This window comes from Pseudomonas sp. zfem002, assembly GCF_032621685.1.
In the GTDB taxonomy this organism is placed as follows: Bacteria; Pseudomonadota; Gammaproteobacteria; order Pseudomonadales; family Pseudomonadaceae; genus Aquipseudomonas; species Aquipseudomonas japonica.
The window spans coordinates 233351-246920 of record NZ_JAVYJH010000002.1 but is presented as its reverse complement, the minus strand read 5'-3'; the positions used below and the strand labels follow the sequence as shown (position 1 = coordinate 246920).

14 protein-coding genes are annotated in these 13570 nt (G+C 66.6%); 9 read left to right on the top strand and 5 right to left on the bottom strand.

Annotation, left to right across the window (positions count from 1 at the left end):
• Positions 1-90 precede the first annotated feature (90 nt).
• Complete coding sequence (locus tag RTI28_RS04460; RefSeq protein WP_316919310.1) at positions 91-1002, top strand: LysR family transcriptional regulator; 912 nt, start codon at positions 91-93, stop codon at positions 1000-1002.
• A 37-nt stretch (positions 1003-1039) separates the two neighbouring features.
• Positions 1040-1411, top strand: coding sequence for a lysozyme inhibitor LprI family protein (locus tag RTI28_RS04455; RefSeq protein WP_316919309.1), 372 nt, complete (start codon positions 1040-1042; stop codon positions 1409-1411).
• A gap of 95 nt (positions 1412-1506) precedes the next feature.
• Here the strand turns inward: RTI28_RS04455 and RTI28_RS04450 are convergent, their stop codons facing one another.
• A complete protein-coding gene (locus RTI28_RS04450) occupies positions 1507-1893 on the bottom strand; it encodes an HPF/RaiA family ribosome-associated protein (protein WP_316919308.1) in 387 nt (128 codons plus the stop codon).
• A gap of 516 nt (positions 1894-2409) precedes the next feature.
• On the opposite strand from RTI28_RS04450, the gene RTI28_RS04445 reads away from it, so the two are divergent.
• From RTI28_RS04445 to RTI28_RS04420, 6 genes are all read left to right on the top strand, one after another.
• A complete protein-coding gene (locus RTI28_RS04445) occupies positions 2410-2715 on the top strand; it encodes a DUF3649 domain-containing protein (protein ID WP_316919307.1) in 306 nt (101 codons plus the stop codon).
• Complete coding sequence (locus RTI28_RS04440) at positions 2712-4292, top strand: PepSY-associated TM helix domain-containing protein (protein WP_316919306.1); 1581 nt, start codon at positions 2712-2714, stop codon at positions 4290-4292. Before RTI28_RS04445 ends, RTI28_RS04440 begins: the two co-directional genes overlap by 4 nt.
• Positions 4292-4618: a DUF3325 domain-containing protein gene (locus RTI28_RS04435; RefSeq protein WP_316919305.1), complete on the top strand. Its 327-nt coding sequence runs from the start codon at positions 4292-4294 to the stop codon at positions 4616-4618. Before RTI28_RS04440 ends, RTI28_RS04435 begins: the two co-directional genes overlap by 1 nt.
• 4 nt (positions 4619-4622) lie before the next feature.
• Positions 4623-5189 (top strand): RNA polymerase sigma factor, encoded by a 567-nt coding sequence (locus tag RTI28_RS04430; protein ID WP_316919304.1) that lies wholly within the window; start codon positions 4623-4625, stop codon positions 5187-5189.
• A complete protein-coding gene (locus tag RTI28_RS04425) occupies positions 5186-6160 on the top strand; it encodes a FecR family protein (RefSeq protein WP_316919303.1) in 975 nt (324 codons plus the stop codon). The genes RTI28_RS04430 and RTI28_RS04425 overlap by 4 nt, the downstream gene beginning before the upstream one ends.
• Positions 6161-6265: 105 nt before the next feature.
• The gene (locus RTI28_RS04420) at positions 6266-8671 is read left to right on the top strand and encodes a TonB-dependent siderophore receptor (RefSeq protein WP_410478947.1); all 2406 of its coding nucleotides are present in this window, start codon (positions 6266-6268) and stop codon (positions 8669-8671) included.
• Between the two features lie 289 nt (positions 8672-8960).
• Here RTI28_RS04420 and RTI28_RS04415 read toward each other — a convergent pair whose 3' ends face one another.
• Both RTI28_RS04415 and RTI28_RS04410 read right to left on the bottom strand, forming a co-directional pair.
• Entirely contained in the window at positions 8961-9404 is a 444-nt protein-coding gene (locus RTI28_RS04415) for an REP-associated tyrosine transposase (RefSeq protein WP_316919301.1), read from the bottom strand.
• Positions 9405-9530: 126 nt separating this feature from the next.
• Complete coding sequence (locus RTI28_RS04410; protein WP_316919300.1) at positions 9531-10412, bottom strand: AraC family transcriptional regulator; 882 nt, start codon at positions 10410-10412, stop codon at positions 9531-9533.
• 134 nt (positions 10413-10546) lie between these two features.
• On the opposite strand from RTI28_RS04410, the gene RTI28_RS04405 reads away from it, so the two are divergent.
• Positions 10547-11449 carry a DMT family transporter gene (locus RTI28_RS04405; protein ID WP_316919299.1) on the top strand — a complete coding sequence of 301 codons (903 nt, stop codon included), beginning with the start codon at positions 10547-10549 and terminating at the stop codon, positions 11447-11449.
• A 103-nt stretch (positions 11450-11552) separates the two neighbouring features.
• On the opposite strand, the gene RTI28_RS04400 is transcribed toward RTI28_RS04405, so the two are convergent.
• Together RTI28_RS04400 and RTI28_RS04395 are read right to left on the bottom strand one after the other, a co-directional pair.
• Positions 11553-12524, bottom strand: a complete 972-nt coding sequence (locus tag RTI28_RS04400; protein WP_316919298.1) for a D-glycerate dehydrogenase — start codon at positions 12522-12524, stop codon at positions 11553-11555.
• 73 nt (positions 12525-12597) lie between these two features.
• Positions 12598-13545, bottom strand: a complete 948-nt coding sequence (locus tag RTI28_RS04395) for a LysR family transcriptional regulator (RefSeq protein ID WP_316919297.1) — start codon at positions 13543-13545, stop codon at positions 12598-12600.
• Between the last annotated feature and the right edge of the window lie 25 nt (positions 13546-13570).

Below are 13570 nucleotides of genomic sequence, written 5' to 3'. Positions count from 1 at the left end.
ACTCCTTGATACGCACGACAGGCATGAGGCAGTCTTGGTTATCCACACGCTGGATGGAAATTCGAATTCTGCACACAGGCTATTCGTCAGATGGATGATCTGCGCCGTATCGACCTCAACCTGCTGCTGACCCTGCACGCCCTCCTGGCCGAGCAGCACGTCTCCCGCGCGGCCTTGCGCCTGCACCGCAGCCAGCCGGCGGTCAGCCATGCCCTGGCGCAGTTGCGCGAGATCTTCGCCGACCCGCTGCTGGTGCGTCGCGGTGGGCGCCTGCAACCCACGGCCCGCGCCCAGGCCCTCGGCCAGCCACTGCAGGAAGCGCTGCAGCAGCTCGACGCCCTGCTCAGCAGTCCCGGTTTCGAGCCGGCGCGGGCGCGGCGCAGCTTCCGCCTGGCGATGTCCGACTATGGCGCGCGGGTGGTGCTGCCGCCGCTGATGCGCAGCTTGCGCGAGGAAGCGCCGGGCATCGACCTGGTGGTGACCCAGGGCAGCCGCGAGGCCATGCTCAGTCAGTTGATGGATGGCGAAGTCGACCTGGCCCTGGGCGTCTTCCCCGACCTCGCCGCGCCGCTGTGTGCCGAGACCCTGTTCGAGGAAACCTTCGCCTGCCTCGCCGACCGCGAGACCCTGCCGGTCCGTGGCGGCCTGGACCTTGCCGAGTGGCTGGCGCGGCCCCATGTGCTGGTGGCGGTGCGTCCAGGTGCCGACAACGAGATCGACCTGGCCCTGACCGCGCTGGGCGTGCAGCGCCGGGTCGCCCTCGCGCTGCCACACTGGACGGCGGCCACCGAAGTGATCGCGGGCACCGATCTGCTGTTGACCGTGGCCCGCCGCAGCCTGTCGCGGCCGCCTCGCGGGCTGCGCTGTTTTGCGCCGCCACTGCCGATTCGCGCCTTCGCCTTCCAGCAGGCCTGGCACGTGCGCCGCGAGGGCGATGCCGCACATTGCTGGTTGCGCGGGCAGGTGATGCGTGCCTGCCTGCTGGAACCTGCTGTTTCATGAGTTATCCAACCCGTTCACCCCGACATGGAGTTTGCCGATGAACCCGCGAATCCTCGCCAGCGCCCTGGCCCTGCTGGGCGCCAGCCCGATGGCCCAGGCCGACAGTTACAGCCAGTGCATGAAAGGCGCCGCCAGCACGGTCGCCATGCGCGACTGTTCCGGTGTCGAACTCAAGCGTCAGGACAGCCGCCTGAACCAGGCCTACAAGCAGGCCATGGCCAGCCTCGAAGCCGAGCAGCAGGGCAAGCTGCGCGATGCCCAGCGGCTGTGGGTCAAGTACCGCGATGCCAATTGCGGGATGTATTACGGGCTGACCGGTGGGACCATCGATCAGCTCAATGGCGCAGGGTGTGAAGTGGACATGACCCAGCAGCGGGCGGATGAGCTGGAGAAACTGCAGAGCCACTGAATCCGGCCCGCGTGCCGACCTTCAGGACGCGCAAATAAAAAGCCCCGGGTCCTTGGGCCCCGGGGCTTTTACCGTCTCGCGTGTGTATTTTTCTGTCAGCCAAGGCGCTCGAGGAATTCTTCCTGCAGGAGCGCGTCATTGGCACTGCCGACCTGCTCGGTCACCGCGCGCTTGCTGCGCAGCTTGCCGTACAGGTGTTCCAGGGCGTTGTTCAGTTTCTGTGCTGCACCCTCAACGGCCTGGTCCAGCGAAGCGGCCTTGTGGGTGACGGAAATCGGTTGATGGCCTTTGGGGCGTGCCTCCATCTGGCAGCGTTTGTCGTGCGGGCCGGGTTTGTCGCCGTTCTCGTCCCGCAGATGCACTTCGATGCGGGTCAGGGAATCGTCGTAGCGGTCGAGCGTGCTTTCCACTGTGCTGCGTACCCACTGCTCCAGCCGGATGTTGCCTTGAATATGGTTGTCGCTATTGACCTGGATTTGCATGATTCCAATCCTTATTCAGCTAGCTCGCAAGAGGCCGATGAGGGGAGGGACCCCTGTGGAAATCATTGCCTCTTGACTACAAGGTCAGGCACTTCGCCGAACATTTCAACCCCCTGGAAAATAAAAAATTATTCTTTCAAACGGGCCGTGAAATCGGGTTAGGATCAGGGAGATAACTCACCGGGCAAGCTTCCCCCCTTGCTCGCGAAGGGTCGCAGAGCGGCCCCCACGTCTTTCAGAACGCCACCGACCTCTGCAGATCCACCCTGCGTGGTGCCCTTCCGTACTTGCCCTTGTTGTTGCCGTCGAACCACCGGGTGAAGTACTCGCGATTGAAGCTATTCCTCACTTCCAGTGGCTGCTGAACAGCAGGTCACCGGGGATCGGTGCATGCTCGCGTCGACGCAGGCAGCGCTGGCTGCAATCGGACAATGACCGGCGGCACGCAAGACAGTTTTGCGTGTGAGAATCCTTATCATTTATATTGTCGGCCTTTTCCGCCGTGGATATTCCTTCATGAAGAGCAAAGCCGCCGGCCTGAACCTGAGTTACCGCCTGGCCGTGGCCTCGCGCTGCCTCGCGGCGTTGCTCGGTGGCTATCTGCTGGCGTCCATGGCCAGCGTCTGCCTGAGCCTGTGGCTGCCGCTGTCACGCCCCGAGGCGGTGCTCAGCGGCATGATGAGCGCGTTCCTGTTCTACCTCGGCGCGTTCCTCTGGGCGTTCGCCGCGCGTACCGCGGCCAGGGCCTGGCTGGGTATCCTGCTGCCGGCCGCGGTGCTGGCGGTGATCAATGGACTGACGTACTGGATGAACCAGCCATGAAAGAGGGTTTCCGCCAGGCGATGGCCTGGCTGCACACCTGGGCCGGCCTGATTTTCGGCTGGTTGCTGTTCGCGATCTTCCTCACCGGGACCCTGTCCTACTTCAAGCCCGAGATCACCCGCTGGAGCCAGCCGGAGATCCCCGTGCGCGCGCTGGACACCGCCAGCAGCCTGGCCACGGCCCAGGACTACCTGCAGCGGCATGCCGCCGATGCGCCGAGCTGGTTCATCCAGCTGCCGGACGAACGCACCCCCGGCATCGGCGTCGGCTGGCGTGGCGGCGAAGGTCCGCGCGGCTTCACCCGCAAGACCCTCGACGCCGCCAGCGGCGAGGAGATCGAGGCCCGTGATACCCGTGGCGGGGAGTTCTTCTACCGCTTCCACTTCCAGCTGGAGATGCCCTATCCCTGGGGCCGCTGGCTGGCGACCTTCGCCGCGCTGATGATGCTGGTCGGCCTGGTCACCGGGATCATCACCCACAAGAAGATCTTCAAGGAGTTCTTCACCTTCCGTCCCGGCAAGGGCCAGCGTTCCTGGCTCGACGGGCACAACGCGATCGGCGTGCTGGTGCTGCCGTTCCACCTGATGATCAGCTACAGCAGCCTGGTGATCTTCATGTACATGGTCATGCCGGCGAGCATCCTCGCCAGCTATGGCAGCGACGAGCAGGCGTTCTTCAACGACGTCTTCAGCCCGCGGCAGAACCTGCAGCCGTCCGGCGAGAAGCAGCCGCTGCCGGCCTTGCCGCAGCTGTACGCGAAGGTGCTGGAGCAGGCGCCCGAGGCCAAGGTGATCTGGGTCGACGTGCAGCGCCCCGGCGATCGCAATGCGCAGGTGCTGTTCATCCCCGACGGCCACGAGCGCGTCGCTGTGCAGCGCGGCGCCGGCTGGCGCTACGACGGTGTCGACGGCTCGCTGCGGTGGAGCGCGCGCGCCGAGCATGTCCCGGGGATCATCAGTGGTGGCTTCTACGGTCTGCACATGGCCTCGTTCGCCGGGCCGCTGCTGCGCTGGCTGTACTTCTTCTTCGGCCTGGCCGGCACCGCGGTGATCGGCACCGGACTGGTGCTGTGGCTCGGCAAGCGCCAGCTCAAGCATGCGAAAAGCGGCACCCAGCCGTTCGAGCTGCGTCTGGTCGAGGTGCTGAATATCGCCAGCATGAGCGGGCTGATCCTCGCCGTGGCCGGTTTCTTCTGGGCCAATCGCCTGTTGCCGGTGACCTTGCAGGGGCGCGCCGACTGGGAGGTGAATGTGTTCTTCGGCGTCTGGCTGGCCGCCTTGCTGCATGCCGTGCTGCGGCCGGGCCGACGCGCCTGGGGTGAGCAACTGGCCCTGGCGGCGCTGCTCTGGGCGGGGCTGCCGCTGCTCAACGCCCTGAGCACCGGGCAGGGCCTGCAGCATTCCCTGCGCGCCGGCGACTGGGCCATGGCCGGCTTCGACCTCACCGCCCTCGGCTGCGGCCTGTTCCTCGCCTGGGGCGCCGGCAAGATGCTCGGTGCGCCGAGCGCAGCGCCCAGGCGCGTGCCACGGCCGGCCAAGGCCGCTGCCGCGGGCAAGCGCGAAGCGGAGGCAGGCTGATGCTGGCGATCGCCCTGTTTGCCTTCGCGGGCTCCGCCGCGTTGTGCCTGGCCATGGACAAGCATTTCAACGACCTGCTCGGGCGCAAGGCGACGGCGGCGCAACTGCTCGGCCTGCGCTGCGCCGGCTGGCTGCTGCTGGCCCTCGCCCTGGGCGCGGCGGTCGAGCACGCGGGCTGGGCCGTGGGCCTGGCCGAGTTCTTCGGCCTGTTCATGGCCGCCTTGTGCCTGTGGGTGTTCGTCCTGCCCTATCGACCGCGCTGGCTGCTCGGGCTGGCCCTGCTCAGCCTGCTGCTGGCGCCCTGTGCCGCGCTGGGGTTGATCTGAGGCGATGAACGAACCCTTCGACCCGCCACCCGCCGACACCCCGGCGCGAGCACGCTTCCTCCAGGTGTTCCTGGCCCAGCGCGGGCGCATGGAAAGCCTGGTGAGCCGGCGGGTCGGCTGTCGGGCGACGGCGGCGGACCTGGTGCAGGACCTGTTCCTGCGCTTCTGGCGCCGGCCGCAGGTCGAGGTCGAAGCCCTGGACAGCTACCTGATGCGCTGCGCCGGCAATATCGCCATCGATCACCTGCGCAGCGAAGGTGCCCGCGAGCGGGTCACCGACAGCCTGGCCGAGCCGCTGCAGCCGGCGCTGGACAGCGAGCCGCAGGCCGCCCTGGAAGCCGACAGCGACCTGCGCCGGATCGAGGCGGCCCTGCGCCAGTTGCCCGAGCGCACCCGGCATATCTTCCTGCTCAACCGCATCCATGGGCGCACCTACGGCGAGATCGCCAAGGTCATGAAGCTGTCCCAAAGTGCCGTGGAAAAACATATGATGCGCGCCCTCGAGGCCTGCAAGGCGAGTGTCGCCGTGGACCCCGAGCAATCCCGCAAGCCAGGAAGCGCGCCGCGATGACCGCCCCGACCAGTCCCGAACAGCAGCAGACCGCCCTTGACTGGCTGACCCGTATCAACGGCCAGCCGGCGCTGGCCGAGGGCGCTGCGTTCAAGCGCTGGCTGCTCAGCGATCCGGCGCATGGCCAGGCCTACCGCGAGGCGCAGCAGCTGTGGCAGCTCAGCGAGGCGCCGGCCGCGCGCCTGGCCATGGAAGAAGACCCGGCGCTGCAGGCGTACCTGCGTGCCATGCAGCGCCCGGCCGCGTCGTCCTGGCGCCGGCTGGGCAGCCTGGCGGCGGCCGCCTCGGTGCTGCTGATGCTCGGCATCGGTGCCTGCTGGCATCCGGCGGACTGGCTGCGTGATTTCGGCGCCGACCATGTGGCGGCGGTGGGGCAGGTCCGTGACGTGACCCTGGCCGACGGCTCGCAGCTGACGCTGGATGCCGACAGCGCCATCAGCGTCGATTTCAGCAACGGCCAGCGGCGCATCGAGGTGCAGCGTGGCGCGGTGTTCTTCCAGGTCGCGCACACTGGCCAGCCGTTCATCGTCGAGGCCGACGGCGGGCGCACCGAGGTGCTGGGGACGAAGTTCGAGGTGCGTCGGCAGGCCGGCGGGGTGGACGTCACCGTGCTGTCCGGGCGGGTCGCGGTCAGCGCCGGCGAAGGCCAGCCGCCGCAGATCCTCGGCGCCAACCAGCAGGTGGACTACCGCGACGGCCGCGCCGGCGGCGTGCACGGGGTCGACAGTGAAAGCCGCCTGGCCTGGCGCCAGGGCTGGCTGAACTACTACCAGGTGCCTCTGCGCCAGGTGGTGGACGACCTGGCCCGCTACTATCCGGGGCGGATCCTGCTGCTCGACGGCGACCTCGGCGCGCGCAAGGTCAGCGGCAGCTTCCCCGGCAACGACCCGCTGGCGGCCCTCGACGCCCTCGGCGCGGTGGCCGGATTCCAGCGCCACACCCTGCTCGGCCGGGTCACCTTGCTGCGCTGAAAAAATATTTCGAAAAAGCGCTGAGGTACTTCGCGGCGGCATCCGTGTAGTGAGTGGAAGTGCGATTTATTCGCATTGATACAACTCTCTCACAGGTTCATCGGCATGCGTGCAAGGTCGGCGGTGGTTCACAGTCTTTCAATCGGTATGGCAGCGGGCCTGATGGCCGTCGGGGTGGTGCCGGCGTATGCCGCGGAGCAGGTCGAGCAGGTCTATGCCTTCGACCTCGCGGCCAAGCCGCTGCCCCAGGCGCTGAGCGATTTCAGCCGGATCACCGGCCTCAGCGTGGTCTACACCGTCGACCTGCCGAGCCGGCAGGCACCGGCGCTCAGCGGCCGGCTCAGCGCCGAGCAGGCCCTGCAACGTCTGCTGCAGGATTCCGGCTTCGGCTATCGTCGCCTCAACGCCCGCACCCTGACCCTCGAACCGCTGGCCGGCGATGCCGGTGCCCTGAGCCTCGACGCCACCAGCGTCACCGCGCAGGCGAACGGCGTCGGCAGCTATCGCCAGCCGCAGAGCACCTCGATCATGCGTGGCTCGGCATCGACCATGGACATCCCCCAGGCGATCAACGTGGTGCCCGAGCAGGTGCTCAAGGACCAGGCCCCGCGCAACCTCGACGATGCCCTGTACAACGTCAGCGGCATCACCCAGGGCAACAACTTCGGCGGCACCTCCGACACCGTGATGAAGCGTGGCTTCGGCGACAACCGCGACGGCTCGATCATGCGCGACGGCATGCCCATCGTGCAGGGCCGCAGCCTCAACGCCACCACCGAGCGGGTTGAGGTGCTCAAGGGCCCGGCCTCGCTGCTGTACGGCATCCAGGACCCGGGCGGGGTGATCAACGTGCTCAGCAAGCGCCCGCAACTGCAGGGCTACAACGCCCTCAACCTGCGCGGCTCGACCTATGGCGCGGGCAAGAACGGCAGCGGCGGCGGCCTCGACAGCACCGGCGCGCTGGGCGACAGCGGCCTGGCCTATCGCCTGGTGCTGGACCACGAGGACGAGGACTACTGGCGCAACTACGGCGTGCACCGCGAATCGCTGGTGGCGCCGTCGCTGGCCTGGTATGGCGAGAACACCCAGGTGCAACTGGCCTACGAGCACCGCGAGTTCGTCTACCCGTTCGACCGCGGCACCGCCATCGACCCGAACACCAACCGGCCGTTGCACGTTCCCGCCGAACGCCGCCTGGACGAGCCGTTCAACGACATGGAAGGGCGCTCGGACCTGTATCGCCTGGAGATCGACCACCAGTTCAACGACGACTGGAAGGCCCACTTCGGCTACAGCTGGAACCGCGAGACCTACGACGCCAGCCAGGTGCGGGTGACCGGGGTCAACGCCACCCGCGGCACCCTGACGCGCAGCATCGACGGCACCCACGGCTCGTTCAGCAGCGACCGCTTCGCCACCCTGAGCTTCGATGGCCAGGTGCAGATCGCCGGGCTGCGCAACGACCTGCTGTTCGGCGTCGACAGCGAGTACCGCAAGATCTACCGCTCCGACCTGATCCGCCAGGCTTCGCGCAGCACCTTCAGCTACCTCAACCCGGTGTATGGCCGCGAAGTCGAGGGCAGCACCGTGCGTGCCAGCGACAGCGCGCAGACCGACAAGCTGCGCAATGACGCGCTGTTCTTCCAGGACTCGCTGCACCTGGACGAACACTGGATCCTGGTGGCCGGCGCGCGCTGGCAGACCTACGACCAGTACGCCGGGCGCGGCCGTCCGTTCACGGCCAACACCGATAACAACGACCAGGCCTGGGTGCCGCATGCCGGGGTGGTATACAAGGTCGACGACACGCTGTCGCTGTACGGCAGCTACAGCGAATCGTTCAAGCCCAACTCCAGCATCGCGCCGCTGACCGGTGGCCTGGTGCTCGACTCGGCGATCGCGCCGGAGGAGGGAAAGTCCTGGGAGATCGGCGCCAAGCTGGACCTGCCGGAATCCCTCAGCGCCAGCGTGGCGCTGTTCGACATCACCAAGCGCAACGTGCTGGTGTCCAACTTCGATACCGCGACTGGCGACACCGTCTACAGCGCGGCGGGGGAGGTGAAGTCCCGGGGGCTGGAAGTGGACGTGAGCGGGCCGTTGAGCGAGCGCTGGAGCCTGATGGGCAGTTATGCCTACACCGATGCGCAGGTGAGCAAGGACCCGGACTACCAGGGCAATCGCCTGCAGAACGTGGCGAAGCACAGTGGCTCGTTGTCGGCGGTGTATGACGTCGGTGCGGTGTTTGGTGGCGACCGCCTGCGGGTAGGGGCGGGGGCGCGCTATGTGGGTGAGCGGGCGGGCAACCCGGTCAACGATTTCGACCTGCCGTCGTACACCGTGGCGGATGCCTTCGCCAGTTATGAAACGAAGCTGGACGAGCACAAGGTGCGCTTTCAGTTGAACGTGAAGAACCTGTTCGACAAGACCTACTACACCTCGGCGGTGAACCGCTATTTCGTGGCGATGGGGGATGCGCGGCAGGTGAGTCTGTCGAGTACGTTGGAGTTCTGAGGCGGGCTGTAGGCGCTGGCTTGTCGTGTGACGAACCACTGCGAAGGAGCGCAAAGCGGCCCCGGTTCCCGATCTGAAGCCATGCCGGCGGTAGCAATCTTGCGGCCGCTGCGCGCCCGTTTCGCGGGCAAGCCGCGCTCCTACGGTGGCGGGGTGAAGCGGCCGATTGTCGTAGGAGCTGGCTTGCCTGCGAAGGACCGCAAAGCGGTCCCGGTTCCCGATCTGAAGCGATGTCGGCGGTAGCAATCTTGCGGCCGCTGCGCGCCCGTTTCGCGGGCAAGCCGCGCTCCTACAACCACACCGCGTCCCAATGCGAATAATCTCTCGCCCGGGCAACTAGCCCTGCGCGCACTGGATTGGCAATGATGTACCGCGCCACTTCCCGGACATCTTCCTCCCGGCGCAATGCGTGGTCGTGAAACCCTTCCTGCCAACACTGTCCCTTACGCTGAAGCGCCCGATTGATCCCGAGTGCGCTACGAGATTTGAAGCGACGCATCAACGCCCCCAGGGTCCCCTCATGCAGATCCACCAGCCAATGGATATGGTCCGGCATGACCACCCAAGCCAGCGAACTGGCGTGACCCTCTTCTTGAGCAAGACGAAACTGGCCAACGATCAGTCGAGCCAGTTTCAAATCATGGAAAAGAGGTTCTCGGTCCCGGACAACACTGGTGAGCAAGTAAAGTCGGCCGGTTTCGGAAAACCGGCCACGACGCAGGCGATCAGACATTGGGGTTCTTCCTTGAAAGTCGAGATTTCAAGGTAGTGGTGGAGAGAGCGGTGGGTGATGGGGGAGTGGTTCCGGGTGTGTCAGGAGTGAGCCTGCCTTGCAACCTGTCGCGGGCAAGCCACGCTCCTACGGGGTCACGCGCAATGCCGCTCGATACGCCCCTGGCGTCGCCCCCAGCGCCTGCCGAAAGCGGTTGCTGAAATGACTGGCACTGGCAAACCCGCACGCCAGCGCCACCTCGCCCAGCGGCAGCTCCCCGCCCGCCAGCAACTGCCGGGCCTTGGCCAGGCGCCGCGCCAGCAGGTACTGATGCGGCGGCAAGCCGAAGCTTTCGCGGAACATCCGCGCGAAATGGTATTCCGACAGGCTGCACAAGCCGGCCAGCTCGCTCAGCCCGATCGACTGCTCCAGGTGCGTCTCGATGTAGTCCGCCAATTGCCGGCGCTGGTGCGGCGCCAGCCCGCCCTTGAGCTTCAGTCCCTCGCGCAGCCCGACCTGGCTGAGGATCGCGTGGCCGAGGATTTCATGGGCCAGGCTGCTGGTCAGCAAACGCTCGCCGGGCTCGTTCCAGTTCAGCGCGATCAGTTGGCGAAAGCGTGACGCCTGCTGCGGATCTTCGAGAAAGTCCGCCTCGCGCAGTTGCAACTGCCTGGGCTCGCGGTCCAGCAGGGTGACGCAGCCGAGGGCGAACTGCTCTTCGCTGATGTACAGGTGGGCCAGGCGAATGCTGCCGTTGACGATCCAGTGCGAGACGCAGCCCGCGGGCATGACGCACAGCTTGTCCGGCGCGCCCTTGTGCCCGGGGCGACCGCGACGGAAGGTGCCGGTGCCCTCGGCGATGTAGCAGGACAGGGTGTGATGGCTGGGCGCTTCGTAGTCCCGCGCGTCATGCCGGTTGTGCCACAACGCCACGGCCATGCCCTCGCCCAGCAGCGCACTGGTTTCCAGGCGGGCATGGGGCGAAGCATGCATGGACTTGAATACCTGCAGCTGTTCGAGCGCGGTCATGATGGCTACCTCCGACGCCATCCTACGCCGTAGGAATTGGTCTGACAGCCAGTCACCCGATAAAAGCGCAAGTTTGTGCAAGCGTCCGACCCGCTTTGCGCAGGAGACTGAAGGCAACCGTAGGAGCCTTTGCCATGAACCTGTCGCTCTATCTGCTGACCGTGCTGATCTGGGGGACCACCTGGATCGCCCTGAAACTGCAACTGGGCGTGGTCGCCATTCCCGTGTCCATCGTCTACCGCTTCGCCCTGGCCGCGCTGGTGCTGTTCGTCTTTCTCCTGCTCAGTCGCAAGCTGCAGCCGATGAACCGGCGCGGGCACCTGGTCTGCGTGGCGCAGGGGTTGTGCCTGTTCTGTGTCAACTTCATCTGCTTCCTCAGCGCCAGCCAGTGGGTGACCACCGGCCTGATCGCCGTGGTGTTCTCCACCGCGACGCTGTGGAACGCCCTGAATGCGCGGTTGTTCTTCGGCCAGAAGATCGCCGCCAACGTGCTGCTCGGTGGGGCGCTGGGGCTGGGCGGGCTGGGCCTGCTGTTCTGGCCGGAGCTGTCCGGGCATGGCGCCAGCCACGAGACCCTGCTGGGGCTTGGCCTGGGGCTGGCCGGCACCCTGTGCTTCTCCGCGGGCAACATGTTGTCCAGCGTGCAGCAGAAAGCCGGGCTGCGACCGCTGACCACCAATGCCTGGGGCATGCTCTATGGCGCGACGATGCTGGCCCTGTACTGCCTGGTCAGCGGGGTGCCGTTCGGCATGGACTGGAGCACGCAGTACATCGGCTCGCTGCTGTACCTGGCGATTCCCGGGTCGGTGATCGCCTTTACTGCCTACCTGACCCTGGTCGGGCGCATGGGGCCGGAGCGGGCGGCGTATTGCACCGTGCTGTTTCCGCTGGTGGCGCTGAACGTATCGGCGGTGGTGGAGGGGTATGAGTGGACGGCGCCGGCGCTGGTGGGGCTGGTGCTGGTGATGGCGGGGAACGTGCTGGTGTTCAGGAAGCCGAAGGGCAAGGTGCTGGCTGGTGAAGCGGTGTTGAGGTAGAGGTTTTTTCGGTGGTCTCAAGGGCCTCATCGCGGGCAACGCCCGCTCCCACAAGGTTTGCGGTTGTGGGAGCGGGCGTTGCCCGCGATGAGGCCCTCAAGGCCTACTTCCAGACCTGCGGATTCACCAGGTCCCGCGGCCGCTCACCCAGCAGGGCCGCGCGCAGGTTGTCGATGGCGCGGTTGGCCATGGCCTCGCGGGTCTCGGCGGTCGCCGAGCCGACATGGGGCAGGGTCACGGCATTGCTCAGCGCGAACAGTGGCGACTCGCTCAGCGGCTCCTTCTCGTACACATCCAGCCCGGCCCCGCGAATGGTGCCGTTCTGCAACGCCTCGACCAGCGCCGCCTCGTCCACCACCGGCCCGCGGGAAACGTTGATCAGGAAGGCACTGCGCTTCATCTGCCTGAGCTGCTCGGCGCCGATCAGGTGGCGGGTCTGCGCACTCAACGGCACCACCAGGCAGACGAAATCGGCCTCGGCCAGCAGCGTCTCCAGGCTGACGAAACGCGCCCCCAGCTCCTGTTCCAGCGCCGGCTTGCGGCTGTTGCCGCTGTACAGCACCGGCATGCCGAAACCGAGACGACCACGCCGCGCGATGGCCGCGCCGATATTGCCGGCACCGACGATGCCGAGGGTCTTGCCATGCACGTCCGAGCCGAACTGCGACGGCGCCACGGTGGCCTTCCAGTTGCCGGCCTTGGTCCAGGCATCCAGCTCGGCGACCCGCCGGGCACTGCTCATGATCAGGCTGAAGCCGAGGTCGGCGGTGCTTTCGGTGAGCACGTCGGGGGTGTTGGTCAGGGCGATGCCGCGTTCGCTCAGGTAGGCGACGTCATAGTTGTCGTAACCCACCGAGACGCTGGACACCACTTCCAGCTTCAGCGCGCCTTCCAGCTGCGCCTGGCCCAGCTTGCGCCCGGCGCCGATCAGGCCGTGGGCCTCGGGCAGCGCTTCGTTGAACTGGGCGGCGATATCGCCGTGCTTCGGGTCGGGAACGATGACGTTGAAGTCCTGCCGCAGGCGCTCGGCCATGGTCGGGGTGATGCGGCTGAAAGCGAGTACCGTCTTTTTCATCAGCGAAATCTCAGCGGGCGTCGGGAAATGGGTAGCACGCTACCATTCCCCGCCGCCGCTGTGTGCGGAGATTTCAGTTGGCCACACGCAGCTCGTGGGTCTTCAGGTCGGCCTCATGGGCCGCAAGAATCTCCGGCAGCGAGTTGCGCAGGTACTCGACCCAGGTCTTGATCTTCGCATCCAGGTACTGCCGCGACGGGTAGATCGCGTACAGGTTCAGCTCCTGCAGGCGGTACTCCGGCATGATCCGCACCAGGGTGCCGTCGCGCAGGCCGTCGATGGCCGAGTAGATCGGCAGCACGCCGACCCCCATGCCACTGCGGATCGCCGCCTTCATCGCATCGGCCGAGTTCACCTGGAACGGCGCCTGGGTGATGTTCACCACTTCCTGGCCTTCCGGGCCGTCGAACAGCCATTTCTCCAGCGGGATCACCGGGCTGACCATGCGCAGGCAGGCGTGCTTGAGCAGGTCCGACGGCTTGTGCGCGCCGCCGTGCATGGCCACGTACTCCGGCGAGGCGCAGACGATGCTGTAGGTGATGCCCAGGCGCTGCGAAACGAAACCGGAGTCCGGCAGTTCGCTGGCGAGCACGATGGACACGTCGTAGCCCTCGTCCAGCAGGTCCGGCACGCGGTTGGCCATGGTCAGGTCGAAGGTGACGTCCGGATGGGTCTGGCGATAGCGGGCGATGGCGTCGATGACGAAGTGCTGGCCGACCCCGGTCATCGAGTGCACTTTCAGTTGCCCGGCGGGACGCGCGTGGGCGTCGCTGGCCTCGGCCTCGGCTTCCTCGACATAGGTGAGGATCTGCTCGCAGCGCATCAGGTAGCGCTTGCCCGCCTCGGTCAGCGCGATGCGCCGGGTGGTGCGGTTGAGCAGGCGGGTTTGCAGGTGTGCTTCCAGGTTGGAAACCGCCCGCGAGACGTTCGCGGTGGTCGTATCCAGCTGCACGGCGGCGGCGGTGAAACTGCCGACCTGCGCGACGCAGCTGAAAGCACGCATGTTTTGCAGGGTGTCCATGGGGCGCTCTCAAAGAAGACGACGG